The sequence below is a fragment of the Arthrobacter sp. ov118 genome (assembly GCF_900116495.1).
Classification (GTDB): Bacteria; Actinomycetota; Actinomycetes; order Actinomycetales; family Micrococcaceae; genus Arthrobacter.
Map to the genome: position 1 here is coordinate 72,904 of NZ_FPAY01000013.1, position 24,809 is coordinate 97,712.

Consider the following 24,809-nt stretch of genomic DNA (forward strand, 5'->3'; position numbering starts at 1 on the left):
CGCACCATTGAGCGAACCCGGAAACCATGAACCCCTCACCGTCTTCTCTGGCGTCCTCCCTTGACGCGCCAACTTCCCCTGGCGAAGCCACTCCGGCCCGCACCCGGCCCGCGCGGGCACCAGCCGAAACACCGGCCGCGTCCCCTGCCCCCGTGCCCGGAAAGGGCGGCCGTTTCGCACGCTTGCCAGTGCTCGCCGGCCGAGGCTTTATCCCCTTAGGGCTCGTCGCCCGGCTGCCGCTGGCCATGCTCACCGTCGGAGCCCTCACGCTCGTCACCGCGGTCACCGGCTCCTATGCCGTGGGTGGCGCCGCGGCCGGCGCCGTCGGCATCGGTTCCGCACTGGGGGCTCCCGTCCTGGGTGTCGTCGCAGACCGGCTCGGCCAGCGCGGGGTGCTGCTGGTGTCCGCCGTCGCCAACACCGTGGCTGTCGTGGCGCTGATTCTCGCGGCGTACCTGATCCCCGGGGTGCAGGAGGTCGCCGCCGCTGTACCGGTTCTCGCGGCGGCTTTCGTGGCCGGGGCCAGCTGCCCGCAGGTCGGGCCGCTGGCCAGGGTCCGCTGGATGGCATTGACATCCCGGACATCCGGCCCCGGGCGCGGGGCGGGTCCGGACTCCGCCGACCTGGACACGGCACTGTCCTATGAGAGCACCGCGGACGAGCTCACCTTCGTGCTCGGCCCCGCCCTCGTGGGGGCCATCGCCAGCCTGCTGGCGCCGTGGCTGCCACTGGCCCTGGCCGCGGCGCTGACAGTCGTCTTCGTGCCCGCCTTCGCCGTCCACCCCACGCACCGCGCGGTGCTCCGCACGCCGCCGCGTCAGCAGGCCGGCCGCGCAGTCACGCTGGCGGGCGGGCCGGCGGGAAACCGGCGCCCGGGTGCCCGCACGGCGGCACAGCGCGCCAGGACCCTGGCCGCCGTCGCGCTTCCCGTGCTTGCGATGGTGTGCATGGGCACCTTCTTCGGCGCCACCCAGACATCGCTGAGTTCCTTCTCCGCCAGCTTCGCCACGTCCGAGCTCGCGGGCCTGCTCTACGCGGTCATGGGACTGAGCTCGGCGGCTGCGGCCCTCTCGGTCGCGTACTGGCCGCGGCGGTTCGCGTTGAACGCCCGCTGGATGGCCTGCGCGGCACTCATGGCCGGTTTCGCCGCACTCCTGCCGCTGCCGTCGACGGCGCTGCCCATGATCCTGGTCCTCCTGGTCCTGGGCCTGCCCGTCGGCCCGCTCATGGTCACCATCTTCGCCATCGGAGGCGTCGTGGCGCCCGCCGAAAAGCTCGGCACGGTCATGACGGCGCTGGCCAGCGGCATCGTGGCCGGCACCGCGCTCGGCGCCTCGATCGCCGGGCAGCTCGCCCAGAATTTCGGGTATTCGACCGCGTTCCTGGTGCCGGTGTGCGCGGCCGCCGCGCTGTTCCTGCTGGGAACGGCCGCCGCCGTCGTGCTCCGGCAACGCGAAAAGAAGCCTGTGCCCGCCGCTTAGCCAGTTGGGAAGGCGGGGGACCTAGCCCAGCTGCGCCTCGATGCGCCGGGCCGCCGCCGTGAGGGAGCCGGCAACTTCCGCGGGATCCTGCGCCGCGCGGATGTAGACGACGGCGAGGGCGGCGGGCCGGCCGCCCGGCACGCGCAGCGGCACCGCGACGGAGGACACGCCGGCAATGACCTCGTCATGGCTCGCGGCATAGCCGAGCCGCCGGGCCTCGGCGGCTTCGGCCCGGTAGGGGATGCCCGGGACCAGCGCCTCCCACTGATCTTCGGCGAAGGCGGACTGGATGGCGATGCCCGGCGCCCCGGCGCTGATCGGATGCCGCGACCCCGGATGCTGCACGACGGCTGCGCCGCTGTGCCGCGGGTCCACCGTCACCAGGGTCACGCACTCCTCCCGGTCCCAGACGGCCACAAAGGCGCTCATGGTCAGGGAGTTGGCCAGCTGGGTCAGTTCGGGCAGGGCCGCCGACTGCAGGTCGCGCGAAACGCCGCGCGCCAGGACGGCCAGGCCGGGGCCCGGCTGGACGCGGCCGCCGTCGTCGCGCACCAGCAGAGAGTGATCCTCCAGCGTGCGAAGGATCCGGTACGCCACGGAGCGGTGGACGCCCATGGCGTCGGCGAGTTCAGCGATGGTCAGCGGCTGCTGGGCTTCGGCGAGGATCTCCAGGGCCCTGATCCCGCGCGAGAGCGTCTGGGACGGGGAAGCCTGAGCCGTGCCGGCGTTCGGGGTCATGGGGTCCATCCTAGGGTGGGGTCGCTGGAGGCCGGGCGCCGGTCGGCTCTTGTGCCCCGATTCATGGTCCGCTAGCGTTCTGTATAGGAATTATGTGTTCGATTATAGAACACGCATATGGTAAAGCGCAGCACGGGAAAGCGCAGCTTTCGGAGAAGCCTCAAAACCGCCACTGAACGCAAGGGATCAACGATGATTGCCACGCCGCGCAACCACGCCGGAGGCGTCCACGGCCGGCTGTCTGCCCCGCGGGCCAGCCACTTCCGGGGCAGCCTCGGCCGGTTTGCCACCGGCGTCGCGATCGTTACCTTCGACGGAGTGACAAAGCGCCACGGCATCACCGTGAACTCATTCACCTCCGTGTCGATGGAGCCTCCGCTGGTGCTGGTGAGCATCGCCCGCACCGCCAAGGCCCACGATGAACTCGCCGGCCGGCCTTTCACGGTGAACATCCTCGGCGCCGAGCAGCGGTACCTCGCCATGCACTTCGCCGGCCGGCCAGGGCCCGAGCCGCTGTGGGTGGAAGGAGGTACCGCGCCGCGGCTGTCCAACGTGCTCGCCTATTTCGAATGCAAGCCCTGGGCGGCGTACGACGGCGGGGATCACACCCTCTACGTCGGCGAGGTGGCGGACTTCAATTACCGCAACGGCGACGCCCTGGCGTTCGCCAACGGCCGTTTCACCACCATCCCGGAAAGCCAGTTGGGCATGGAAGACCTGCTCTAGCCCCGCGCCACCTTGCTTCAAGGCAGCATCACGCCAACTCATCAAGGCAACTCAGTTCGACGACGACTGGAGAGAGAAATGGGTATCCGTACCGGACAGCAGTACCTGGAAAAACTCAACGCCATGAGCCCCCATGTGGTGATCGGCGGTGAGGTGGTCAGCGAGAAGGTCGCCGAACACCCTGCCTTCCGCAATGTGGCCCGCTCCTACGCCCAGCTCTTCGACATGCAGCACGATCCGGAATACCAAAAGGCGCTGACCTACGCCTCACCGAGCACCGGCGAGCTGGTCAATGCCTCGTTCCTGGTGCCGAAGACGATCGAGGACCTGCAGCGCCGCCGCAACGCCATCTCCACGTGGGCCGAGTCCTCCAACGGTTTCCTGGGCCGCTCCGGGGACTACATGAACTCCGCGCTTACGGCGCTCGGCACGGCCGGAAAGTGGTTCTCGCAGGCGGATCCGGGCTTCGGCGAGAACATCCGCAACTACTACGAGTGGGTCCGGGAAAACGATGTCCTGGCCACGCATACGCTCATCCCACCGCAGGTCAACCGCTCAGTTTCCGGCTCGGAGCAGCTCGGCGGCCAGCTTTCGGCCCGGATTGTGGAGGAGCGGGGGGACGGAATCGTCATCCACGGCGCGCGCATGCTCGCCACCATCGCCCCGATTGCCGACGAGCTCCTGGTCTTCCCGTCCACGGTGCTCCGGGGCGCCCCCGAGGACGCGCCTTACTCCTACGCCTTCGCCATCCCCAACGACGCCCCGGGCCTGCGCTACCTCTGCCGTGCTTCGCTCTACAACGGCGGCAGTACCCACGACGAACCGCTGGCCTCCCGTTACGAGGAGATGGACGCCGTCGCGGTCTTTGACCACGTGTTTGTGCCCAACGAGCGCATCTTCATGCTCGGCCACCCGCAACTGTGCAATGCCTTCTACTCCGAAACCGGCGCCGGGGCGCTCATGACCCACCAGGTGGTTACCCGCACCATCGCCAAGAGCGAGTTCTTCCTGGGCCTGGCCTCGGAACTGGCCGACTCGATCGGCATCGACGGGTTCCAGCACATCCAGGAGGACATCGCCGAGCTGATTATCGACGTGGAGATCGGCAAGGCGCTGGTCCGCGCCTCCGAGGCCGACGCCGCGCTCAACGACGCCGGGGTCATGCTGCCGAAGTGGTCCACCCTGAACGCCGCCCGCAACTGGTACCCCAAGATCGCGCAGCGCTTCCCGCAGATCATCCGCAAGTTCTCGGCGTCGGGCCTCATGGCGCTGCCGGGCGAGGCGGATGTCCACAGCGCGGCGCGGGCAGACATCGAGATGTACCTGCAGGGCAAGACCCTGACGGGGCCCGAGCGCGTGCGGCTGTTCAAGCTCGCGTTCGATGCCTCGATTTCCGGGTTCTCCGGGCGGCAGTCGCTCTACGAGTACTTCTTCTTCGGGGACCCCGTCCGCATGGCCGGCGCCCTCGTGAACAGTTATGACCGCGAGCCGGTCCGGGCCAGGGTCCGCGAGTTCCTGGCCCGCGTGGACTGACGCGCAGCCGCAGATGTGCGCGGTATCACATTTTTCATAGTAGAATCCTGTCTACTAACTGACCGTTCGATCGGTAATTCGGCCGTTCCGCAGCGGCCATCTTCAGAGGCAGGTACTCAAGAGGCAGGCACTCCGGAGCCCAGTACTCAAGAGGCATCAGCTAGTCACTTCGCATCCACTTCGGGCAGCATCTGCCCCCAGCAACGGAGTTCCAATGACCGCAACTTCAGCCGTAGATTCCCCAGCGGGTCCCAGCAGCAAACAAGAGGAACGCAAGGTCCTCGCCGGAACGCTGGTCGGCACCACCATCGAGTGGTATGACTTCTTCATCTTTGCCCAGCTGACGGCAACCCTGCTCTCGCCGCTGTTCCTGGCACCTCTAAACGAATCCAACCCCGGCCTGGCGCAGATCCTCTCCTTCGCCCTCATCGGCATCAGCTTCCTGTTCCGCCCGCTCGGCGCGATCATTGCCGGCCACCTGGGCGACCGCCTCGGACGCAAGGCCATGCTGGTCTTCACGCTGATCATGATGGGTGCCGCCACCGCCCTCATCGGCGTGCTGCCCACATATTCACAGATCGGCGTCCTGGCCCCGATCCTGCTCATCACCCTGCGCGTCATCCAGGGCTTCTCCGCCGGCGGTGAATGGGGCGGCGCCGCACTGATGGCCGTCGAGCACGCTCCGCTGTCCAAGCGCGGCCTGTTCGGCGCCTACCCGCAGATCGGTGTGCCGGTGGGCATGATCCTGGCTACCGGCCTGCTGTTCATGCTTAACACCTCGATGTCCAAGGAGGACTTCGCCGCCTGGGGCTGGCGGGTTCCGTTCCTTCTGTCCATCGTCCTGATCGTGGTGGGCTACCTGATCCGCCGCGCCGTGGGTGAAAGCCCGGTCTTCAAGGAGATGGCCGCCCGCAAGGAGGAGAGCAAGGCGCCGCTGAGCGAGCTGCTCCGCAAGCACAAGAAGGCAGTGCTCTACTCCACGCTGATCTTCGTCGCCAACAACGCCGCCGGTTACCTGCTGATCGCCTTCTTCATCTCCTATGCCACCAAGACGCTGAAGATGCCCACACCGCAGATCCTGCTGGCCACCACGCTGGCGTCCTTCGGCTGGCTGGTCTTCACGCTGGTCGGCGGCTGGCTCTCGGACAAGATCGGCCGCGTGAAGACGTTCCTGATCGGCTACGCGATTGTGTTCGCCTGGATGATCCCGATGTTCGCGCTCATCGACACCAAGGACATCGTGCTTTACGGGGTGGCGCTGTTCGTCCTCACGATCGGACTCGGCCTGTCCTACGGCCCGATGTCCGCCATGTACGCCGAGATGTTCCCCGCCAAGGTCCGCTACTCCGGCATCTCGATCGGGTACGCCTTCGGCGCCATCCTGGGCGGCGCCTTCGCGGCCACGATCGCCGAGGCACTCCTGCAGAGCACCCACTGGACCGGCTCCATCGGCATCTACATCATGATCCTGTCCGTCATCTCCGCCGTCGGCGTCATCCTGGCCAAGGAAACCCGCGGACGGCCGCTGGGCGTCAGCGCCCACCACTAGCCCAGCAACCAACAACGCGGGGTCACTTCGCGCCTATAAATCCCCTCGGATTGGGCCGTAAATGACCCCGCGTTGCTTTAACCTAGCCGGGCGCGCCGGGCAGCAGCCGCACGACGTCGTCGTCCTCCAACTGCTCAAACATCCGGTAGTAGCTTCCGACGGCGCGGAACTGGCCCGGGGTGTGGAGGCTGAAGACGGCCTGGGTGACAGGCTCCAGCGATGCCTGGGCCGTCAGGGAAGCCACCGGGACGGCCACGACGACGCGGGCCGCGCCTGCTCCGCGCACCGCCTCGACCGCGGCCCGCATGCTTGCGCCGGTGGCGAGGCCGTCGTCGGCCAGAATGACGGTCTTGCCGCCGAGGTTGCGCGTGGAGTCCGGATAGCGGGCCGCGCGGCGTTCCAGCTCGGCCCGTTCCCGCCGTTCAACCTCGTCAAAGGATGACTGGGTCAGGCCCAGGGCCAGCAGCCGGGTCACGAGTGAACGGTTGAGGATCCGCACCACCTGTCCGCCGGTCTGTTCGCCGGTCTGTCCACCCGACCAGGCGAGGGCGCCGAAGGCGATTTCCGTGTGCCCCGGGATGCCGAGTTTGCGGACGGGCAGGACGCCGGCGGGCAGCCCGAGCTCGGACGCGAGGGCGACGGCCACGGGGACGCCGCCGCGGGCCAGTCCCAGGATCAGAGTGTCCGGCCGGCCGCGGAACCGGGAGAGGAGGCCGGCGAGCTGCCGGCCGGCCTGGTCGCGGTCTTGAAAGCGCATGCCCATGGTTCATCTTCCCGCCGCGGCCCGATGCCCGGAAGCCGGATTTCAGACGGCCAGGAAGCTGATGGCCCCCTGCTTGAAGGCCCGGCTCGTGATGGCGTTCGTGTGGTTTCGGCCGGGCAAGATGAGCTGCTCCACCATCGCACCGGCCTTGCTGCCGATGGCTGCGAGGTCCGGCAGGGTCGCGGACCGCTCGTCGTTTTCGCCGGCCACGAGCAGCATCGGCACGTGCGGAACGGCTTCGGCGGGGTCGAACGGCTCGCCCTTGATGGCCTCAACGAGGGACAACAACGCGAAGATGTTGTTGCTGGGCAGCAACTGGGCCATTTTCAGCAGCCCGGCTGTGGACTCATCGGCGATGGGGGTGCCGTCGGCCAGGTAGCGCTGTGCGGCCAGGAGGTCGAATTCCGCCAGCGGATCGGCGGTGTTCGGCCCGCCCAGGACCAGGCGGTGGACGAGTTCATGCTGGGTGGCGCCGAATTCCCAGGCGAGCCGGGAACCCAGCGAGTAGCCGATGACGTCCAGGCCGCTGCTGGAGTCGCCGTCACGCAACGGCCTGGCTCCGGCGTCGAACGCGATCTGGAGCAGGTCCGCGCGGATCCGGCTGGGGGAGTAGGAGTCCATGTCCTCCGGCGCCCCGCTGCGGCCGTGGCCGGGCAGGTCCACGGTGATGACGCGCCGGCCGGCCTCCAGCAGGGCGGCCAACCAGCCGGTGTCCTCCCAGTTGAGCTTGGCGGAGGAGGAGAAACCGTGCAGCAGCAGGACGGGGCGGAGCCCGGCGTCGTTCTTGGGCTCGTGCACCTCCACGTGGAGCTGGGGGTCGGTGCCCTCCACCGTGTGGGAGTGCTGTTGGCCGGTGTGTCTGCCGCTCATGGTGTCAGTCCTCATCAAGTACGGCGCTCAGGCGGACCCGGCGCTTCGGTGCCTCTTCCGTCGGGACCGTGCCCACGATGCCGGCGGTGTTGTCCGGCACCTCGAACACAATCAGGGGCTCGCCGACATTGATCTTGTCACCGGGCCCGCCGTGGATACGCACTACCTTACCTGCCTGTGGGCTGGGCAATTCAACGGCCGATTTGGTGGTTTCGACCTCCACCAGCGGCTGGTTGCGCTCCACCTGCTCGCCCGGGGAAACCAGCCATTCCAGCACGGTCGCCTCGATGAGCCCTTCGCCGAGATCCGGAAGCGGGAAGGAAATTTCAGCCACGTTTGTACTCCAATACTCGCTGGATCCCGAAGAGGATCCGGTCAATGTTCGGGATGTATTCGTCTTCCAGGTCGCCGGAGGGATACGGCACGTCGAAGCCGGTGACGCGTTCCACCGGCGCCTTGAGCGTGTCGAAGCAGTGCTGCGTGATCAGCTGGGCCACCTCTGCGCCGAGACCGGAGGTCAGCGGTGCCTCATGGACGACGACGGCGCGGCGGGTCTTGCGTACAGAGGCGGCCAGGGCCGCGGCGTCGATCGGCTTGAGCCAGCGCAGGTCCAGGACCTCGACGTCGATCCCGTCCTCCGCCGCGAGTTCTGCCACCTGCAGGCACCGCGACACCATGGCGCCCCACGCGACCAGCGTGAGGTGGCGGCCCTCCCGCATGATCTTGGCGCCGGTGGGCGCGCCGCCGTCAGCCTCGTGCCTGGCGATGTCCACCTCAGCCTTTTGCCAATACCGGGACTTCGGTTCCATGAAGATCACCGGGTCCGGTCGCGTGGCGGCGTACTTGAGAAGGTGGTAGGCCTCGTGCGGGTTCGACGGCGAGACCACCTTCAGGCCCGGCACGTGGGCGAAGAGCGCCTCGAGGCTTTCGCCGTGGTGTTCGGGGGCGCGGATGCCGCCGAAGCTGGGCACCCGCAGGGTGATGGGCATCGGCATGGTGCCACGGCTGCGGTAGTTCATCCGGGCGATCTGGCAGACGATCTGGTTGATGGCGGGGTAGGCGAAGCCGTCGAACTGGACCTCGGGGATGGGGTGGAAACCGGCCATTGCCAGGCCCACAGACAGGCCCAGGATGCCCGATTCCGCCAGCGGGGTGTCAAAGACGCGCTGCGCGCCGTGCTTGGCCTGCAGCCCGTCCGTGATCCGGAAGACGCCGCCGAGCCGGCCGCAGTCCTCGCCGAAAACGACGGCCTTGCGATTTTCCGCTAGCACCTCGTCGAGGGCGCGGTTGAGTGCCTGTTGCATGGACATCACGGTGGTGGAAGCCGGTTCGTTCGTGGTGCCGCTTTCCAGGATCGAGTTAGACATGTTCGGACTCCTCGCGCCAGTTGGCGGCCTGGGCCTGCAGGGCCGGGGTGGTTTCCTGGAAGACCAGGTCAAACATTTCAGTTCCGGGCCGGGAGCCGAGTCCTTGGATGCCGGTGCGGATCTGCTCCTCTTCGGCCTTGGCCGCGGCCAGCACCTCGGCGAAGAACGCCTCGTCCGCGATTGAATCGGCCAGCAGCCGCTGCCGGAGCCGCTCGATCGGGTCGACGCCGGCGCCGTCGCGTTCCTCGTCGAGGGAACGGTAGCGGCCCGGATCATCGGAGGTGGAGTGCGGGCCGCGGCGGTAGGTCATGGCCTCGATGAGCACCGGGCCGTTGCCGGAGCGGGCATGCGCGAAGGCGCGGCGGGTCGCGTCGACGACGGCGACGACGTCGTCGCCGTCGATCTTCAGCGCCGGGATGCCGTAGCCGGCGGCGCGGGCCGCGACGGAGCCGCCGGCCACCTGCCGTTCGGTGGGGACTGAGATGGCCCAGCCGTTGTTCTGGACGAAGAAGACCACCGGGGCCTTCATCACGGCGGCGAAGTTCATGGCCTCGTGCACATCGCCCTGGGAGGAGGCGCCGTCGCCGAAGTAGGTCAGGGCGACGCCGTCTTTTCCATCGAGCGTCTGGCCGTGGGCCCAGCCGACGGCGTGCAGGACGGAGCCGGCGACGACCGCCTGGATCGGGGCCAGCCGGGATTCCATCGGGTTGTAGAGGCCGCCGTGCCACGTGGCCTTGTGGGTGGACATGTAGGCCACCATGTCCACGCCCAGGGTCCGGGCGACGCCCATTTCGCGGTAGGTGGGGAAGACGAAGTCACGGGTGATGTCCACGGCGTAGCCGCTGCCCACCTGGGCAGCTTCCTGGCCGAGTTCGGGCGCGTAGCCGGGAATGATGCCCTGCCGCTGCCAGGCGATGGCCGAGGTGTCGAGGTGCCTTACGGCCACCATCAGCGAATAGAGCTCTCGGAGCTCGTCGGCAGTGAGCGGCCCGGCAGCGCCGCCGGAAGCCACAGGGGAAAGTGTGTCCATGCCTGTGACCCTAGTCACCGGCAGCGGGGTGGGCAATCAGCCTAGGCTGGGGTGCCCAGACTGCACACTTCTGCCGCCCCGGCCGCCGGTGAGCTTGGCAATTTGTCTAGCGGGTCTGCCGGCCGGCCTCTTCGCCGGCTCGGCGGTTGCGGGCGATCCGGGCCCCGACCCAGCATGCCGCGGCGATGCCGGCCACGAGGGCCAGGGTGCTGAACAGCTGCTTGCTGCTGTCCGGGCTGCTGAAGCCCACGGCGAAGATCAGCGCCAGGAGCACGAGACCGAAGACTGTCAGGCCGGGGAAGCCCTTCATCCGCAGCGGCAACCGGGTTCCGTCGCGGTCCGCGCGGCGGCGCAGGATCAGCTGCGATACGAGGGCCGAGCCCCACACCACAAGGCAGGTGGAGCCGACCAGCTGGAACAGGGCCGGCAGAATCTGGTCCGGAAAGAGCAGTTCCAGCACGGCGGCCAGGAAGCCGAAGGCGACCGAGACGCTGACGGCCACCACCGGCACCCGCGCCGGGCTGAGCTTCGAGAGGAACCGCGGGGCTTCGCCGCGCTCGGAGAGCGAGTACACCATGCGGGACGCACCGTAGAGATTTGCGTTGAGGGCGGACAGCAGCGCGACGACGGCGACCAACGTGATTGCGGCGCCGGCGCCCGGAATCCGGGCGGCGTCCAGAACGCCGGCGAAGGGGGACTTGAGCGCGTCCGAGGTGGCCGGCAGGACGGCGGCGATGACGAACACCGAGCCGATGTAGAACACGAGGATCCGCCACACCACGGTGCGGATGGCCTGGCCGACGCTGCGCTCCGGGTTTTCCGTCTCGGCCGCGGCGACGCTGACAATCTCCGTGCCGCCGAAGGCAAAGATCACGACGAAGAGTGCGGTGGCGATGCCGCCCAGGCCCGCAGGGGCGAAATCGGAGGTGAAGTTGCTGAGCCCGGGGGACGGGACGTCCGGCAGCCAGCCCAGCAGCAGAGCCGCGCCGATGGCCAGGAACAGCAGGATGGCAACCACCTTGAGGATGGCGAACCAGAATTCGAACTCGCCAAAGTTCTTCACCCCGGCCAGATTGACCGCCGTGAACAGGGCCATGAAGATCAGAGACAGCGCCCCGACGGGGATCACCGGCCATACGCTGAACAGGAGCGCGGCCGCACCCAGGGCCTCGGCTGCGATGACCACCACGAGCTGCAGCCACCAGAGCCAGCCGACGGTGGCGCCGGCCGTCCGGCCCATGGCCTTTTCCGCAAAGACGGAGAAGGCGCCGCTGTTCGGATTGGCCGCAGCCATCTCGCCGAGCGCCCACATGACCAGGATGATCAGGGTTCCGGCGACAAGGTAGGAGATCAGCACGGCCGGTCCGGCCGCCTGGATTCCGGCCCCGGAGCCCAGGAACAGGCCGGCGCCGATCGCGCTGCCCAGTCCCATCATGGTCAGCTGGCGGGGCTTCATGCTGTGCCCGAGGGCCGGGGTTGGGGCATGGGCTTGGGATGGGGCTGTGGCGGGCAACTTCGCTGTGGACTTCGTTGTCATGCTGGCGAACCTTCGTGTGGTTTGGATTTGGGCGTCCTTATGGGACCTATTGAATTTACCGTCTTTGGCCGTGCTCTCACCGCCGCCCCGGCACCGCGGCCGTGAGAGCATGGTGGCAGTTTGCTAACTAGAACGGAGTGTCGGCAGCGGTTTGTCCGACCCGGCGCGCTTGGGAAGGGAAAATTTCATGGACGTCGATCCGCTGGACGCCAAAATTGTCCGATTCTTCACTGATTCGCCAAGGGCGTCCGTTCTGGAGGCCTCCCGGGTGCTGAAAGTTGCCCGGGCCACCGTCCAGTCGCGCCTGGACCGGATGCAGGACTCCGGCGTGATCGGTTCGTGGGTGCCGCAGCCGGACCCGGCGCACTTCGGCTTCCCGGTGGTGGCGTTTTGTTCCCTGACCATCAACCAGGATCTGGGGCACGACGCCGTCGTCGAGGCCCTCGCCGAGATCCCGGAACTGATTGAGATCCACACCGTCTCCGGCAGCTCGGACCTGATGGCCCGCATAGCCGCCCGCTCCAACCCGGACCTGCAGCGCGTGCTCGATGCCATGATTGCCACCCGGACCGTGCTGCGGTCCTCCTCGGTGATCGTGCTCAATACTCACTTTCAGGGTCGCACCCTGCCGCTCCTTGAAGCCGCTGCCCGCGGCCGGTGAGCGCAGGCCGGTGAGCCAGGCCGGTGAGCGCAGGGCGGTGGGCGCAGACCGGTGAGCCGTTCTGCCGCCGGCCGGCGGGCTAGACGACGCTCAGGTTTCCGGGCAGGCCCGTCCGGCCGGTGAGCAGGAGCAGCAGCTCGCCGACGGAGGGCAGCCGGGAGCCGATGGCTCCGGCGAGCTTCAGGGACGCGGCGAGCGCCGGGGTCAAGGAGGTGGGCGGCGGTAGCCCCAGGGCGCGCGCCAAGTCCAGGGTGTGCACGGCCAGCTCGAAGGTGCGGGTCGGAAGGTAGTCGATGAGCCTCATCGCACCGGCGGGGGTGGCCACCACGGCGTCGTCCGGCGTGTTCCTGACGAGGGCGGTGACGCGTTGGACCACTTCCCGCACCGCTGCCGCCGGGTCCGCACCCAAGGCTTCCCCGGTTTCCTTGCCACGCTGCGCTATGGCGTCCGCCGAGGTGGCACCCCGGACGGCCAGGAAGTATTCCACCGGGCCCGCCACCAGCTCCCCGGTGGCCGGGGTGCGGAGGTAAGTCTCCACGGTTGTCAGGGCGCGGCTCGTATGGCCTGTCAGTGCCCGGACATCCCATTCGCCCAGTGCCTGCCGCGACCAGGCCTGAGGCGGCACCTGGCCGGAGAGTTCCAGGAATGCCTGGGCCGCTCCCGCGTAACAGGCCCTCACTGCTTCTGCGTCCACGGCGTCGATGTCTCCAGCGTCGATGTCCATAGCCCCGATTTATACCGTTGCCGGCAGCGGCGCACAAGCACGGTCCGCCCGCTGGAGCCGGTGGGTTACCTGACACATTTTGCGCCCGAGCGCCACGGTCGTATCATTAGTTCTAGTCAACATGACCATAACTAATCCGGCGGTCGGCCGGAGCTGTCCGGGCCTCCCATCGCGGGACCGGCCCGGGACCTCAGAAAGTGGGTGGGTCCCGTCTACACCACCGCAGCCAACGTCTCGGAGCGCCAGCTTGCTCCGCCGTCGCTGGCCATCTCGACCGTGATCTTCGCGCTGCGGCCCAGCGAGCGGTCCGGCCGTCCCACGCTGTGGATCCCGCTGGTGCGCCGGATCCGCGAGCCGTTCAAGGGTCTCTGGGCCCTGCCCGGCGGCCCACTCACGCACTCCGAGTCCCTCCAGGATGCCGCCTCCCGGAACCTGCGCGAGACTACCGGCCTGGCCCCGAACTACCTCGAGCAGCTCTACGCCTTCGGAGGGCTGCACCGCTCGCCCAGCCAGCGGGTCGTCTCGATCGTGTACTGGGCGCTGGTTCAGCCCACGGAAGCCGCGCTCGCGGACGAATCGGAGAATGTGCGCTGGTTCCGCGCCGACCGGCTCGGCGAGCTCGCCTTCGACCACAACACGATCATCGACTACGCCCTCTGGCGGCTGCGCAACAAGATGGCGTACGGATCCATCGCGTACCACCTGCTCGGCGAATACTTCACGCTGGCCCAGGTCCGGGAAGTCTACGAGGCCGTCCTGGACCGCGAGCTCGATCCGGCCAACTTCCGCCGGCAGATCAAAGCCGCCCCCGAAATCGAAGAAACCGATCAATACCTGCAGGGCGGAAAGCACCGCCCGCCCCGCCTCTACCGCTTTACCGGCCGCCCCGGCCTTGACCCAGACAACAGGAGCACACCATGAGCAGCGTCAACACGGCAATCCAGCTGATCACGCGCGAGCAGGCCGCCGCCACGGCAGGCGGGGCCGCGGCCAACACGTGCAGCCCCGCGCTGGCCCGCGGGCCGTGGGACTTCGACCTCGCCGAGGCCCTCGCGGGAACGCCCGCCTACGGCCCCGGCGCCTCCGCGGCCGACGTCGCCCCGGCGTCGACCCCGCGGCAGGGGCAGCTGCCGGAGGAGTACAAGCTGGCCAGCGACGCCGAGCTCGACGCGCGGATCCGGGCCGCCAAAGCGGCACTGGGGGACCGCGCCGTCGTCCTGGGACACTTCTACCAGCGCGACGAAGTGATCCAGTACGCCGATTTCGTGGGCGATTCCTTCCAGCTCGCCAACGCCGCCCTGACCCGTCCCGACGCGGAAGCCATCATCTTCTGCGGCGTCCACTTCATGGCTGAGACCGCGGACATCCTCTCCCGGCCCGACCAGGCCGTGATCCTGCCCAACCTGGCGGCCGGCTGCTCCATGGCGGACATGGCGGACATCGATTCGGTGACCGAGTGCTGGGAACAGCTGGCGGAGGTGTTCGGCACGGAGCCCGACGCCGACGGCCGGGTTCCGGTCATTCCGGTCACCTACATGAACTCCTCCGCCGCGCTCAAGGGCTTCTGCGGGGAGCACGGCGGGATCGTCTGCACCTCCTCGAATGCCGCCACCGTGCTGGAGTGGGCGTTCGAACGCGGCCAGCGCGTGCTGTTCTTCCCGGACCAGCACCTGGGCCGCAACACCGCCAAGGCCATGGGCGTCCCGCTGGACCGGATGCCCATGTGGAACCCGCGGAAGGACTTCGGCGGCAACGATGAGCAGACCCTGCGGGACTCCCGGGTGATCCTCTGGCACGGTTTCTGCTCGGTCCACAAGCGTTTCAATGTCGGCCAGATCGAAAAGGCGCGTGCCCAGTTCCCCGGCGTCAATGTGATTGTGCACCCGGAATGCCCCATGGAGGTGGTGGACGCCGCCGACTCCGCCGGTTCCACGGATTTCATCAAGAAGGCCATTGCCGCAGCCACCGAACCCACTACGTTCGCGATCGGCACCGAGATCAACATGGTGAACCGGCTGGCTGCTGAATACCCGCAGCACACGATTTTCTGCCTGGACCCCGTGATCTGCCCCTGCTCCACGATGTACCGCATCCACCCCGGCTACCTTGCCTGGGTCCTGGAAGCGCTCGTCCGGGGTGAGGTGGTCAACCGCATCACTGTTGACGACGGCGTGGCCGCCCCGGCGAAGGTGGCGCTCGAACGCATGCTGGCGGCGCGGCCGTGACCAGGCGGCTCGTGATTGTCGGCAGCGGGATTGCGGGACTCTACGCCGCCCTGCTTGCCTCCGAGCCGGACGCCGGCCGGAACGTCGAGGTGGTCCTGCTGAGCAAAGGGTCGCTGGAGCAAAGCAACACCTTCTATGCCCAGGGCGGGGTCTGCGCCGTCCTCGCGCCGGAGGAAGCCGCCCCCGGGGACTCCGTGGCCGCCCACATCGCCGACACGCTCGCCGCGGGTGCCGGGCTGAACGACGCCGAGGCCGTGCGCGTCCTGTGCACCGAGGCCGCCCGCGATATCGCCGGCCTGTCACGCTACGGGGTGCACTTCGACCTGGGTCCCGACGGCGGGCCGGCGCTGGGGCTCGAGGCCGCGCATTCGGCACCACGCATCCTGCACGCCGGCGGGGACGCCACGGGCGCGTGCATCGCCCGGGGGCTCGTCGCCGCCGTCCTGGAACGCGCCGTCCTGGAGCGCGCCGGCCAGGGCCGGCTCCGCGTGGAAACCAGCGCGTTCGTCACCGAACTCCTCACGACACAGACAGATGGGGCACAGACAGACAGTACGACGCCGGCCCGGGTCACCGGGGTGGCCTACCTGGGCGGCGGCCGCCTCCAGCGACTAGCTGCCGACGCCGTCCTGCTCGCCAGCGGGGGAGCAGGCCGGCTGTTTGCCCGCACCAGCAATCCCTCCGTTGCCACCGCCGACGGACTGGCCCTGGCCTGGCGCGCCGGCGCCGGGGTGCGCGACCTCGAGTTCTTCCAGTTCCACCCCACCACCCTTGCCGCCGAGGAGATCCCGGGCGGACCGCCGGCACTGCTGATCTCCGAAGCGGTCCGCGGCGAGGGAGCGGTGCTGCTGGACGCCGCAGGGTACCGCTTTATGCCCGACTACCATCCGGAGGCCGAACTCGCCCCGCGCGACGTCGTGTCCCGGAGTATCGCCCTGCATCTGGCCGCCACGGGGGCCGCGCCGGACAGCCCGGTCTACCTGGACGCCCGCGGCATTGAGACCGGCCGCGGCGCGGGCTTCCTCCTGCGGCGGTTCCCGACCATCACAGCGGCGACCCTCGCTGCCGGGTATGACTGGACCACCCAGCCGATCCCCGTATCTCCGGCCGCCCACTACTGGATGGGCGGAGTATGCACCGATCTGCGGGGCCGCACCTCCGTCCCGGGCCTGTACGCCGCCGGTGAGGTCGCCCGCACCGGTGCCCAGGGCGCAAACCGGCTGGCGAGCAACTCGCTGCTGGAGGGCCTCGTGTTCGGCCGCCGCGCCGTCGAGGACTTCCTGCGCGCCGCGCCATCGCACGGCACCACTGCTCCGCGTGCTCCCCACGATCTCCCAAACCTCGCAAGCCCGGCAACGCCCGAAAACGTTGTGGAGTCTGCATCCGTGCCCGAGGTTTTCTCGCGCGACGCTCTTCGGCGGTTGATGACTGCGAACGCCGGAGTCATGCGCAGCGGGGAGCAGCTACGGGCGGCGGATGCCGTGCTTGCTGCCTGGGCCGCCGTCGTCCGTCCTGAGAGGGTGACGGACGCAGCGGATCCGGGGGAGCACGAAGATCGCAACCTGCTCCTCGCGGCCCGCCTCCTTGTGGCCGCGGCCCTGAACCGGGCGGAATCCGTCGGCGCCCACTACCGGGCAGACACCGCATCATTGACCTCCGGTGGCCGGCATCCGGCCACCGCCCGCTCCATGCAAAGGATCTAGCCATGACAGCAACCGCTGCACCGGAAACCATGCCCGCCCGCGCCGCCGCGCTCGCCGGGAGCCTGCCAGAAGCCGCCGTGCTGGCCGTGCTCCGTTTGGCCCTGCAGGAGGACGCCCCGTACGGCGACATCACCTCGCAGACCCTCATCCCCGCCAAGACCCGCGCGACGGCGGTACTCAACGCCCGCGTTCCCGGCGTGTTCAGCGGCGGCGAGGTCTTCGCCACGGCGATGAAGCTGGCTGACCCGGGCGCCGTCGTCGAACTCCTGGTCAACGACGGCGAGGCCTTTGCCGCCGGTACCGTCCTGGCCCGGGTGACCGGCGATGCCCGCTCGGTGCTGCTGGCCGAACGCGTGGCACTGAACCTGGTCCAGCGGATGAGCGCGATCGCCACCAAGACGGCGCGGTTCGTGGAGCTTGTCGAGGGCACCAGGGCACGGATCACCGATACCCGCAAGACGACGCCGGGGCTCCGGGTGCTCGAACGCTACGCCGTGCGCTGCGGCGGGGGCGCCAACCACCGCTTCAGCCTCTCCGACGCCGTCCTCGCCAAGGACAACCACCTGGCCGTCCTCACCGGCGGCGACCCGGCCAAACTGACCGCGGTGCTGCGCAGCGCCAAGGCACAGCTCGGCCATACGACGCACTTTGAGGTGGAAGTGGACACCATGGAGCAGATCGAGCCGGTGCTCGCCGCCGGGGTGGACACCATAATGCTGGACAACTTCTCCCTTACCGAGCTGGCCGCCGGCGTCCGGCTCGTAGGCGGCAGGGCACGGGTCGAGGCCAGCGGCAACGTCAATCTCTCCACCGTGGCGGACATCGCGGCCACCGGCGTGGACGTCATCTCGATCGGGTCCCTGACCCACAGCGTCTCGGCCCTGGACCTCGGGCTCGATATTGAGTTCGCGGGGCCGGCGATTGCGCTGGCAGGTACGCCTGGCGGCACCGGTCCGGCGGCCGGCTGAGGCGCACCATGATTTTCCTCGACGCCGCGGCCACCACCCCAGTCCGCCGTGAAGTGCTGGAGGCCATGTGGCCCTACCTCACGGGCGAGTTCGGCAACCCGTCAAGCCATCACGGCTTGGGGGAGGCGGCTGCCACGGCGCTCGCCGCGGCCCGGGCCACGACGGCCAAGGCCATGGGCTGCCGGACCGGGGAAGTCGTCTTCACCTCCGGCGGCACCGAAGCGGACAACCTCGCCGTCAAGGGCATCGCCCTGGCCCGACGCGCCGCCGACCGGCACCTGGACCGGGTGGCGATCAGCGCCGTCGAACATCCCGCCGTGGAAGAATCCGCCCGGTATCTCGCACGTGTCCACGGCTTCGCCGTCGACGTGATCCCCGTGGACCAGTACGGGCAGGTGAGCGAAGAAGCCCTTGCGGAGGTGCTTGGTCCCCGGACGGCGCTCGTCAGCATCATGTACGCCAACAACGAGGTCGGCACAGTCCAGCCCGTCGCCCGGCTCGCGGCTCTGGCCCGTGCCCTCGGAATCCCGTTCCACACCGACGCCGTCCAGGCCGCCGGCTGGCTGCCGCTGGACGCTGGCACGTTGGGCGTGGATGCGCTGAGCATTTCCGGCCACAAACTCGGTGCGCCCAAGGGCAGCGGCGCGTTGTTCGTGCGCGGAAGAACCCGGATTGAACCCCTGGTCCACGGCGGCGGGCAGGAACGCGGCCGCCGGTCCGGGACGGAAAACGTCGCCGGGGCAGTGGCGCTGGCGACGGCGCTGACGCTCGCCCGGGACCCGGCCGAGCGCGTCGCCGCCCTCCGGGACGAGTTTATCGAGGCGGTGCTAACCGGTGTTCCCGGGGCGGAGCTCACCGGGCACCCCACCGAGCGGCTGCCCTCGGTGGCATCCTTCTGTTTCCCCGGCACCAGCGGCGAGTCCGTGCTGCTGGAACTCGAACGCCAGGGCGTGATCTGCTCCAGCGGATCGGCGTGCGCGGCGGGGTCGGACGCGCCGTCGGCCGTGCTGCTGGCCATGGGCATCGAACCCGAGGTGGCGCAGACGGCCGTGCGCTTCAGCTTCGACTCGACCGTGACCGCCGACGAGCTCCGCCAGGCGGCGGCCGCGGTCCGCACCGCCGTCGGCGGCGTCCGCTCCCTCCGCACCCCCTCCTGACCCCCGTTGCGCTATCAGGTATGGCGGTCACCGAGCACTCTAGGGAGCCATAACTGATAGCTCAACGCGGGGTTAGCGGTGACGGGCGCGGCGGAAGATCCAGTGCCGCAGCATCGTGAAGCGCACGGCCGTGGCGGCGAAGCCGGAGAGGGTGGTGGTCCAGAGCTCGTCGGCCACCGTGGCCGCGGGCCGGAGCCAGTGCAGGACGGCCAGGCTGCCGCCGGTGAGCAGCAGCGCCACCAGGATCACGACCAGGCCGTTGAGGTGGTCGCGCTTCATGCGGCGGCGTTCGGTGATCTTAAACGTCAGGCGCCGGTTGAGGGCGGTGTTCATGAACGACGTCAGGATCAGGGCCGCCGCGTTGGCTGGCTGGGCTCCGAACCAGGGCCTGGACAGCGCGTACAAGGCCAGCGACGTCAGAGTGCAGACAATGCCCACGCCGGTGAACCGGATGAGCTGCCGGACCACGGGGTACCGGAGGATCCCGCGGTGGCGGTTCTGCCGGCGGACGACGGCGGTGGAGACGGGGGAGTGCTGTTCGAGCTGGGACTCCATCCGCTCAGTACAGCTCGCCCACGGGGATGTCCACCGCCAGCCGGTTGGCCGGACCCGCCAGGGGGCAGGCCCAGGCTTCGTTGTAGGCGCAGGACGGGTTGTAGGCGAAATTGAAGTCCAGGACGAATTCGGCCTTCGGTCCTGAGCCGCGCACGCCGTGGAACGCGCCCTTGATGGTATCCAGCAGGTACCGTCCCGCGCCGTAGCTGCCGCCTGGCTGGCCGGCGGTGGCGTCACGGAACGGCACGAAGATGCCGCCGCCGTAGCCCTTGAGTTCCCACACGGCGAGCTGTCCCATCTCCGGAAGGTCGAAGGTGCCCAGCCGGACGAACCGGACCAGGCCGTCCGTCCCGGTCTCCACATTCATCTCCCGGCCCGCACCCTCGTGCGTCAGGGGGACATGGAACCGGTAAATCGGATCATAGTCCGCCGTCTTCAGCCCGCCGAAGCTTGCCTTGGCCTCAGCCGTCAACGCCGAGGCCGGATGCGTGCCAAACATGCGGTCCCGCTCCTGGCGCCAGTAGGAATGGGCCTCGGCGGGGCTGTCCGCCGCGATCTTCCGCGTGGCGGCGTAGAGGGCGAAGGTCCGCAGCCGCCAGTCCGCGATGTCGAGGGCCGACATACCCGCAACGTCGCCCTGCTCCCCAAAATGCGTTCCGTCTGAGTGCTGTTCGGCCATGCCCCCAGCGTATCGGCTTTCCCGGCGCGGAAAGTCGGCCTGCGCTTCCGCGCCGGACTCGCCGACCCATCATCGGCGATGGGCCAGGCCCCCGCTACGCTGGGATTATGACCCGGACGGCCCCTTTCGGAGAATCGGACAATGCCATGATGCGACGCGCCGCGCTGCGTCCTGGGGTCCTGCGCTCTGGCATCGCGCTCGCGATGGCCGCTGCGGCGCTCTCGGGCTGCAGCAGCGACGGCAAGGGGGCGCCGGTATGGACAGCAGGCAGCAGCGCCGCGGACAACCCGACGCCGTCGGGCAGCGCCTCCGCCACTCCCGGCGCGACGCCGTCGGGCAGCGCCTCCGCCCCTCCCGGCGCGACGCCGTCGGGCAGCGCCTCCGCCCCTCCCGGCGCGACGCCGTCGGGCAGCGCCTCCGCCACCCCGGGTTCGACGGCGGCGGCCTGGAAAGTCTTCAGCGATCCGGCAAAGACCGTGAGCTTTGAGGTGCCGCAGGACTGGATCGTCCAGTCCGTAACCCCCGGTCCCGGGACCCTGCCCGGTGCGCTGAAGCTCGACGTCAAAGATGCCAAGGGCGGGTATCTGGCCACCCTGCAGACAGGTCTTCCACCGCAGACCGCCGCGGCGTGCCCGCGCGGCGCCACACGCGACTACGTCGTGGTCAGCAGCGTGCCTGTGGACGTGCCGCACCGGGACGGCGAGGGAACCATCGATCCGCATGTCGTGTTCCGGGTTATCAAGGGCTACAAGTACTTCGGTTCCTACGGCATCACCAACGTGGTGGGTGGCACCGGCGGCAAAAGCTGCGGACTGCAGAATGTGGTTCGCGGCCCGGACGGCAAGGGAGATTATTCCTTCGGGGATCTGACCGTGCTCAGGCCGCTGGCTCCGGACCAAAAGGTCGCCCCTGCAAAGGCGTTCGACACCCTCGGCCAGGCGGCCAAATACGTCAACGAGGGCTCCGAGTTCGCCAACGTCCAGCGGATGCTAATGTCTCTGAGGATCAAAAACTAGTCCCGCACCCCCGCACATCCCCGGGCCGTCGACGGCGACTTTTCCCTGCCCCCGCCTCACATCCGGAGATACATGGAACGCACCGTGACCGCCCGCCTGGCCTTCAAGACCGTCGCCGAAACCAAGGTGGCTCTCGCCGTGGCCGTGGCCAGGAACGCGGGGTACGACTCGCTGGAAGAGACGCTCAGGGTGACCGCCGGCGGCGGGGACGTGCCGCTGACCGAGCTCTCGGACCACCACGGGGGCCGCTTCCACTACCTGGAGTTCGCCGAACCCGCCGAGGTCCTGGTTGAATACTCGGCCACAGTCACCGGGTTCGCCCTGCCTGACGAACCCGGGCTGATGGAACTCATCCGTTATGTACGGCCCAGCCGCTACGCTGAGTCGGACCGGTTGTTGCCGACCGCCTACGCTGAATTCGGCGGGCTCCAGGGCGAAGAGCTGCTCCACGCCGTCCGCAACTGGGTCTTCAACGAACTGCGCTACGTCAGCGGATCATCGCGGGGCACCGACGGCGCCGTCGAAACACTGCTGCACCGCCGCGGCGTCTGCCGCGACTTCGCACACCTCGCTATTTCCCTGCTCCGGTCCAAGAATGTCCCGGCCCGGCTTGCGGCGGTGTATGCCCCGGGCCTGACGCCGATGGACTTCCATGCCGTGGCCGAAGCGCACATCAACGGAGCCTGGCACATCATCGACCCCACCGGCCTGGCACCGCGGGAAAGCATGCTGCGGATCACTGCCGGGCGCGATTCCGCGGACACCGCCTTCCTGTCCACGGTGGGCGGCAGCCTGTCCCTGAAGGAACTTGCTGTCACCGCGACCGTTGACGTGCTGCCCGAGGAAGACCCGACGAAGCTGGTCGCCATCCGCTAAGCCCGGGCGAGCGAGGCGCGGAGCTTCTCGGTCAGCCGCAGCAGTTCCTGCTGTTCGGCGGCGGAGAGGGCCGGTCCCACGAGTGCGGCGATGTCGCGGACGTGTTCCCGGCCGATCTGCTTCTGCAGGTCACGGCCGACGTCGGTGAGCCGGATGAGGATGCCCCGCCCGTCGTCGGGGGCTGGCATGCGTTCAACGAGTCCGCGCTTTTCCAGCCGCTCCACCAGGCGGCTCAGGCTGGACTGGCTGAGCAGGACGTTGTCGTTGAGTTCGTTCAGGCGCAGCCACCCGGACGGGCAGCGGGAAAGGGTGAACAGGACGTCGTACTCATTGACGGTGAGGCTCTTGAACGCCGGGCCCGCCTGCAGCTTGCGCATCACGGCCACCTGGGCGCGGAACAGTGACTCCCAGGTTTCCGCGGCCAGGCGCACCGGCGATTCTGTGGTCTTGGCTTGCATCACGCGTCCTGGCTGGACTCTGCCGCGTCGGCGCCCACGGTGCCCGCGGCCAGCGCGGCAGCCACCCGGCCGGCATGGGTCGGCGGGTCGGGGACGTGCGCGGGCTTGAGGGCGGCATATTCCTTGCGGAGCACCGGCAGGACCTCTTCGCCGAACAGGTCAAGTTGTTCCAGCACGGTCTTCAGCGGCAGGCCGGCGTGGTCGATCAGGAAGAGCTGGCGCTGGTAGTCGCCGAAATACTCCCGGAACGTGAGGGTCTTCTCGATGACTTCCTGCGGGCTGCCGACCGTCAGCGGAGTCTGGGACGTGAAGTCCTCCAGCGACGGGCCGTGGCCGTAGACCGGGGCGTTGTCGAAGTAAGGGCGGAACTCCTTGACGGCGTCCTGGGAGTTCTTCCGCATGAAGAACTGTCCGCCAAGGCCCACGATGGCCTGATCTGCCTTGCCGTGACCGTAGTGCTCGTAGCGCTCCCGGTAGAGACCGATCAGCTGCTGGTAGTGCTCCTTGGGCCAGAAAATGTTGTTGGCGAAGAAGCCGTCACCGTAGTAGGCGGCTACTTCGGCGATCTGCGGCGTGCGGATGGAACCATGCCACACAAAGGGGGCGACGCCGTCGAGCGGGCGCGGCGTGGAGGTGAAGTTCTGCAGCGGGGTGCGGTGCTTGCCCGACCAGTTCACTGTGTCCTCGTCCCAGAGGCGGCGCAGCAGACTGTAGTTCTCGATCGCAAGTTCGATCCCGTCCTGGATGTTCTTGCCGAACCAGGGGTAAACGGGGGCAGTGTTGCCGCGGCCCAGCACCAGGTCCACGCGGCCGTCCGCGAGGTGCTGGAGCATGGCGAAGTCTTCGGCGATCTTGACCGGATCATTCGTGGTAATCAGGGTGGTGGCCGTCGAGAGGATGATGCGCTCGGTCTGGGCGGCGATGTAGGCCAGTGTGGTGGTGGGGGAGGAGGAGAAGAACGGCCGGTTGTGGTGCTCGCCGATGGCGTAGACATCCATGCCGATTTCCTCGACCTTTTTGGCGATGGCCACGGACGCCTTGATGCGCTCGTGTTCCGTGGGGGTACGGCCCGTGGTGGGGTCGGTGGTGATGTCGCTGACGCTGAAGACGCCGATCTGCATGATGTGCCTTTCCGTGGCCGGTCTGATCCGGAACTGCTTCCACTATAACCCGATTTACATGCATTTGCATGTATCGACCCGTATAACGCCGACGGCGGCCGGATATTCCCTGGTGCTGGGGGGCGGTGCCACCAAAGCCCGCTTGACCGGCGCCGGTCTTTCCCTCCACGACGGCGACGGGACCTATTTCGGATTGCGAAGCGTTCCTCTCGGCCGGGCATGCCACGCGACGGGCGGTTCACCGGCAACGAGAAGAGAAAGACCCAAGCCCAAGTGCAGGCCTACGCCACCACTGCCAAGGAAAGAGAATCATCGGACGTCCACAAAAACGCAAAGTCTACCAGCCGGTTGAGTGGAAAAAAATGGGTAGTTTACCAGCCGGGTGAGTGAAAAAACAGGTACCGGCTACTCAGGTGCTGAGAGTTTCCTGAGATTAGTATAAAGACCACATATGCAAGCAAGCGGGCAGGCGTATGTGGTCTGCCCAGTTCGCGTGTAGATAACCTCTATATGGCCAAAATACGGGCGCCGTGAAACCAGCGGTCAGTGCGCCACAGATGCCGCGCTGCTTTCTTTCCCCGCCCTTTATGTAGGAACCCGGACTGGTTCCAACCACGGGAAACTTCGCTAGTTGGAAGTGCGGGGGAGATTTACAGATGGATATCTTCGAAACTATGGAATCTGAGGTTCGTAGCTATTGCCGCGGTTGGGACACGGTTTTTGATCGTGCGGCCGGCAGCACCCTGGTCAGTGAAGATGGCAGGGAATATCTGGACTTTTTTTCCGGCGCTGGAGCCCTGAACTACGGACACAACAACGCGGTGCTGTTGCGGCCGCTGGTGGAGTATCTGCTCTCCGGCGCGATCGTCCATTCCCTCGACATGAAAACGCCCGCGAAGCGGCGGTTCCTCGAAACCTTCCGGGAATTGATCCTCCAGCCACGGCATCTGGACTACAAGGTCATGTTCCCGGGTCCCACAGGAACAAACTCGGTAGAGGCTGCCCTGAAGCTGGCGCGCAAGGTGACCGGCAGGCAGCACGTCATCAGCTTCACGAATGCATTTCACGGGAT

The 24,809-nt window shown here is 68.1% G+C and carries 25 protein-coding genes; 13 read left to right on the forward strand and 12 right to left on the reverse strand.

Annotated features, from left to right (window positions below):
- Positions 1-26 precede the first annotated feature (26 nt).
- Positions 27-1,481, forward strand: a complete 1,455-nt coding sequence (locus BM372_RS19080; protein ID WP_090957023.1) for an MFS transporter — start codon at positions 27-29, stop codon at positions 1,479-1,481.
- A gap of 21 nt (positions 1,482-1,502) precedes the next feature.
- Here the strand turns inward: BM372_RS19080 and BM372_RS19085 are convergent, their stop codons facing one another.
- Positions 1,503-2,219, reverse strand: a complete 717-nt coding sequence (locus tag BM372_RS19085) for an IclR family transcriptional regulator (protein ID WP_090957024.1) — start codon at positions 2,217-2,219, stop codon at positions 1,503-1,505.
- Positions 2,220-2,411: 192 nt separating this feature from the next.
- Here BM372_RS19085 and BM372_RS19090 point away from each other — a divergent pair, with 192 nt between their 5' ends.
- The 3 genes from BM372_RS19090 to BM372_RS19100 all read left to right on the forward strand — a co-directional run bounded on the left by BM372_RS19090 (position 2,412) and on the right by BM372_RS19100 (position 6,027).
- Entirely contained in the window at positions 2,412-2,945 is a 534-nt protein-coding gene (locus BM372_RS19090) for a flavin reductase family protein (protein WP_090957049.1), read from the forward strand.
- Between the two features lie 78 nt (positions 2,946-3,023).
- A complete protein-coding gene (gene hpaB, locus BM372_RS19095; protein WP_090957025.1) occupies positions 3,024-4,478 on the forward strand; it encodes a 4-hydroxyphenylacetate 3-monooxygenase, oxygenase component in 1,455 nt (484 codons plus the stop codon).
- Between the two features lie 214 nt (positions 4,479-4,692).
- Positions 4,693-6,027 (forward strand): MFS transporter, encoded by a 1,335-nt coding sequence (locus tag BM372_RS19100; protein ID WP_090957026.1) that lies wholly within the window; start codon positions 4,693-4,695, stop codon positions 6,025-6,027.
- An 82-nt stretch (positions 6,028-6,109) separates the two neighbouring features.
- Here BM372_RS19100 and BM372_RS19105 read toward each other — a convergent pair whose 3' ends face one another.
- From BM372_RS19105 to BM372_RS19130, 6 genes are all read right to left on the reverse strand, one after another.
- Complete coding sequence (locus BM372_RS19105; RefSeq protein ID WP_090957027.1) at positions 6,110-6,790, reverse strand: phosphoribosyltransferase; 681 nt, start codon at positions 6,788-6,790, stop codon at positions 6,110-6,112.
- A 42-nt stretch (positions 6,791-6,832) separates the two neighbouring features.
- Complete coding sequence (locus BM372_RS19110; protein ID WP_090957028.1) at positions 6,833-7,660, reverse strand: alpha/beta fold hydrolase; 828 nt, start codon at positions 7,658-7,660, stop codon at positions 6,833-6,835.
- Between the two features lie 4 nt (positions 7,661-7,664).
- Positions 7,665-7,994 carry a biotin/lipoyl-containing protein gene (locus BM372_RS19115; protein ID WP_090957029.1) on the reverse strand — a complete coding sequence of 110 codons (330 nt, stop codon included), beginning with the start codon at positions 7,992-7,994 and terminating at the stop codon, positions 7,665-7,667.
- Positions 7,987-9,027 carry an alpha-ketoacid dehydrogenase subunit beta gene (locus tag BM372_RS19120; RefSeq protein ID WP_090957030.1) on the reverse strand — a complete coding sequence of 347 codons (1,041 nt, stop codon included), beginning with the start codon at positions 9,025-9,027 and terminating at the stop codon, positions 7,987-7,989. The genes BM372_RS19115 and BM372_RS19120 overlap by 8 nt, the downstream gene beginning before the upstream one ends.
- Positions 9,020-10,057 carry a thiamine pyrophosphate-dependent enzyme gene (locus BM372_RS19125; protein WP_090957031.1) on the reverse strand — a complete coding sequence of 346 codons (1,038 nt, stop codon included), beginning with the start codon at positions 10,055-10,057 and terminating at the stop codon, positions 9,020-9,022. The genes BM372_RS19120 and BM372_RS19125 overlap by 8 nt, the downstream gene beginning before the upstream one ends.
- A 106-nt stretch (positions 10,058-10,163) precedes the next feature.
- Positions 10,164-11,594, reverse strand: a complete 1,431-nt coding sequence (locus BM372_RS19130) for an amino acid permease (RefSeq protein WP_371261766.1) — start codon at positions 11,592-11,594, stop codon at positions 10,164-10,166.
- 187 nt (positions 11,595-11,781) lie between these two features.
- Here BM372_RS19130 and BM372_RS19140 point away from each other — a divergent pair, with 187 nt between their 5' ends.
- Positions 11,782-12,255 carry an Lrp/AsnC family transcriptional regulator gene (locus BM372_RS19140; RefSeq protein WP_090957034.1) on the forward strand — a complete coding sequence of 158 codons (474 nt, stop codon included), beginning with the start codon at positions 11,782-11,784 and terminating at the stop codon, positions 12,253-12,255.
- A gap of 79 nt (positions 12,256-12,334) precedes the next feature.
- Here the strand turns inward: BM372_RS19140 and BM372_RS19145 are convergent, their stop codons facing one another.
- On the reverse strand, positions 12,335-12,979 hold the full coding sequence (locus tag BM372_RS19145) for a maleylpyruvate isomerase N-terminal domain-containing protein (RefSeq protein ID WP_177236078.1): 645 nt from the start codon (positions 12,977-12,979) through the stop codon (positions 12,335-12,337).
- Between the two features lie 201 nt (positions 12,980-13,180).
- On the opposite strand from BM372_RS19145, the gene BM372_RS19150 reads away from it, so the two are divergent.
- The 5 genes from BM372_RS19150 to BM372_RS19170 are packed head-to-tail and all read left to right on the forward strand — an operon-like array spanning position 13,181 to position 19,032.
- On the forward strand, positions 13,181-13,900 hold the full coding sequence (locus BM372_RS19150; protein ID WP_090957035.1) for an NUDIX hydrolase: 720 nt from the start codon (positions 13,181-13,183) through the stop codon (positions 13,898-13,900).
- Positions 13,897-15,204 carry a quinolinate synthase NadA gene (gene nadA, locus BM372_RS19155; protein ID WP_090957036.1) on the forward strand — a complete coding sequence of 436 codons (1,308 nt, stop codon included), beginning with the start codon at positions 13,897-13,899 and terminating at the stop codon, positions 15,202-15,204. The genes BM372_RS19150 and nadA overlap by 4 nt, the downstream gene beginning before the upstream one ends.
- Entirely contained in the window at positions 15,201-16,907 is a 1,707-nt protein-coding gene (nadB, locus tag BM372_RS19160) for an L-aspartate oxidase (protein WP_090957037.1), read from the forward strand. Before nadA ends, nadB begins: the two co-directional genes overlap by 4 nt.
- Positions 16,908-16,909: 2 nt before the next feature.
- Positions 16,910-17,875, forward strand: a complete 966-nt coding sequence (nadC, locus tag BM372_RS19165) for a carboxylating nicotinate-nucleotide diphosphorylase (RefSeq protein ID WP_090957038.1) — start codon at positions 16,910-16,912, stop codon at positions 17,873-17,875.
- An 8-nt stretch (positions 17,876-17,883) separates the two neighbouring features.
- Positions 17,884-19,032: a cysteine desulfurase family protein gene (locus tag BM372_RS19170; RefSeq protein ID WP_090957039.1), complete on the forward strand. Its 1,149-nt coding sequence runs from the start codon at positions 17,884-17,886 to the stop codon at positions 19,030-19,032.
- Positions 19,033-19,104: 72 nt separating this feature from the next.
- Here the strand turns inward: BM372_RS19170 and BM372_RS19175 are convergent, their stop codons facing one another.
- Both BM372_RS19175 and BM372_RS19180 read right to left on the reverse strand, forming a co-directional pair.
- On the reverse strand, positions 19,105-19,587 hold the full coding sequence (locus BM372_RS19175; protein ID WP_090957040.1) for a GtrA family protein: 483 nt from the start codon (positions 19,585-19,587) through the stop codon (positions 19,105-19,107).
- 4 nt (positions 19,588-19,591) lie between these two features.
- A complete protein-coding gene (locus tag BM372_RS19180) occupies positions 19,592-20,266 on the reverse strand; it encodes a DUF1684 domain-containing protein (RefSeq protein WP_090957041.1) in 675 nt (224 codons plus the stop codon).
- Between the two features lie 107 nt (positions 20,267-20,373).
- Between BM372_RS19180 and BM372_RS19185 the strand changes: the two genes are divergently transcribed.
- Together BM372_RS19185 and BM372_RS19190 are read left to right on the forward strand one after the other, a co-directional pair.
- Complete coding sequence (locus BM372_RS19185; protein WP_256214443.1) at positions 20,374-21,282, forward strand: hypothetical protein; 909 nt, start codon at positions 20,374-20,376, stop codon at positions 21,280-21,282.
- 72 nt (positions 21,283-21,354) lie between these two features.
- Positions 21,355-22,158, forward strand: coding sequence for a transglutaminase-like domain-containing protein (locus BM372_RS19190; protein WP_090957042.1), 804 nt, complete (start codon positions 21,355-21,357; stop codon positions 22,156-22,158).
- Here the strand turns inward: BM372_RS19190 and BM372_RS19195 are convergent.
- A complete protein-coding gene (locus tag BM372_RS19195; protein ID WP_090957043.1) occupies positions 22,155-22,616 on the reverse strand; it encodes a MarR family winged helix-turn-helix transcriptional regulator in 462 nt (153 codons plus the stop codon). The genes BM372_RS19190 and BM372_RS19195 overlap by 4 nt on opposite strands.
- Entirely contained in the window at positions 22,616-23,737 is a 1,122-nt protein-coding gene (locus BM372_RS19200) for an LLM class flavin-dependent oxidoreductase (RefSeq protein ID WP_090957044.1), read from the reverse strand. The genes BM372_RS19195 and BM372_RS19200 overlap by 1 nt, the downstream gene beginning before the upstream one ends.
- A 656-nt stretch (positions 23,738-24,393) precedes the next feature.
- Between BM372_RS19200 and BM372_RS19205 the strand changes: the two genes are divergently transcribed.
- The coding region (locus BM372_RS19205; RefSeq protein ID WP_143111516.1) for an aminotransferase class III-fold pyridoxal phosphate-dependent enzyme at positions 24,394-24,809 on the forward strand (416 nt) is incomplete at its 3' end.

Coding starts and splice junctions, on each gene's coding strand:
- BM372_RS19090 (WP_090957049.1), top strand. CDS start 2,412: ATGATTGCCACGCCGCGCAACCACGCCGGAGGCGTCCACGGCCGGCTG.
- BM372_RS19085 (WP_090957024.1), bottom strand. CDS start 2,219: ATGACCCCGAACGCCGGCACGGCTCAGGCTTCCCCGTCCCAGACGCTC.
- BM372_RS19190 (WP_090957042.1), top strand. CDS start 21,355: ATGGAACGCACCGTGACCGCCCGCCTGGCCTTCAAGACCGTCGCCGAA.
- BM372_RS19130 (WP_371261766.1), bottom strand. CDS start 11,594: ATGACAACGAAGTCCACAGCGAAGTTGCCCGCCACAGCCCCATCCCAA.
- hpaB (WP_090957025.1), top strand. CDS start 3,024: ATGGGTATCCGTACCGGACAGCAGTACCTGGAAAAACTCAACGCCATG.
- nadA (WP_090957036.1), top strand. CDS start 13,897: ATGAGCAGCGTCAACACGGCAATCCAGCTGATCACGCGCGAGCAGGCC.
- BM372_RS19170 (WP_090957039.1), top strand. CDS start 17,884: ATGATTTTCCTCGACGCCGCGGCCACCACCCCAGTCCGCCGTGAAGTG.
- BM372_RS19080 (WP_090957023.1), top strand. CDS start 27: ATGAACCCCTCACCGTCTTCTCTGGCGTCCTCCCTTGACGCGCCAACT.
- BM372_RS19105 (WP_090957027.1), bottom strand. CDS start 6,790: ATGGGCATGCGCTTTCAAGACCGCGACCAGGCCGGCCGGCAGCTCGCC.
- BM372_RS19140 (WP_090957034.1), top strand. CDS start 11,782: ATGGACGTCGATCCGCTGGACGCCAAAATTGTCCGATTCTTCACTGAT.
- BM372_RS19200 (WP_090957044.1), bottom strand. CDS start 23,737: ATGCAGATCGGCGTCTTCAGCGTCAGCGACATCACCACCGACCCCACC.
- BM372_RS19110 (WP_090957028.1), bottom strand. CDS start 7,660: ATGAGCGGCAGACACACCGGCCAACAGCACTCCCACACGGTGGAGGGC.
- BM372_RS19180 (WP_090957041.1), bottom strand. CDS start 20,266: ATGGCCGAACAGCACTCAGACGGAACGCATTTTGGGGAGCAGGGCGAC.
- BM372_RS19125 (WP_090957031.1), bottom strand. CDS start 10,057: ATGGACACACTTTCCCCTGTGGCTTCCGGCGGCGCTGCCGGGCCGCTC.
- BM372_RS19145 (WP_177236078.1), bottom strand. CDS start 12,979: ATGGACATCGACGCTGGAGACATCGACGCCGTGGACGCAGAAGCAGTG.
- BM372_RS19185 (WP_256214443.1), top strand. CDS start 20,374: ATGACCCGGACGGCCCCTTTCGGAGAATCGGACAATGCCATGATGCGA.
- BM372_RS19100 (WP_090957026.1), top strand. CDS start 4,693: ATGACCGCAACTTCAGCCGTAGATTCCCCAGCGGGTCCCAGCAGCAAA.
- nadC (WP_090957038.1), top strand. CDS start 16,910: ATGACAGCAACCGCTGCACCGGAAACCATGCCCGCCCGCGCCGCCGCG.
- BM372_RS19120 (WP_090957030.1), bottom strand. CDS start 9,027: ATGTCTAACTCGATCCTGGAAAGCGGCACCACGAACGAACCGGCTTCC.
- BM372_RS19175 (WP_090957040.1), bottom strand. CDS start 19,587: ATGGAGTCCCAGCTCGAACAGCACTCCCCCGTCTCCACCGCCGTCGTC.
- BM372_RS19195 (WP_090957043.1), bottom strand. CDS start 22,616: ATGCAAGCCAAGACCACAGAATCGCCGGTGCGCCTGGCCGCGGAAACC.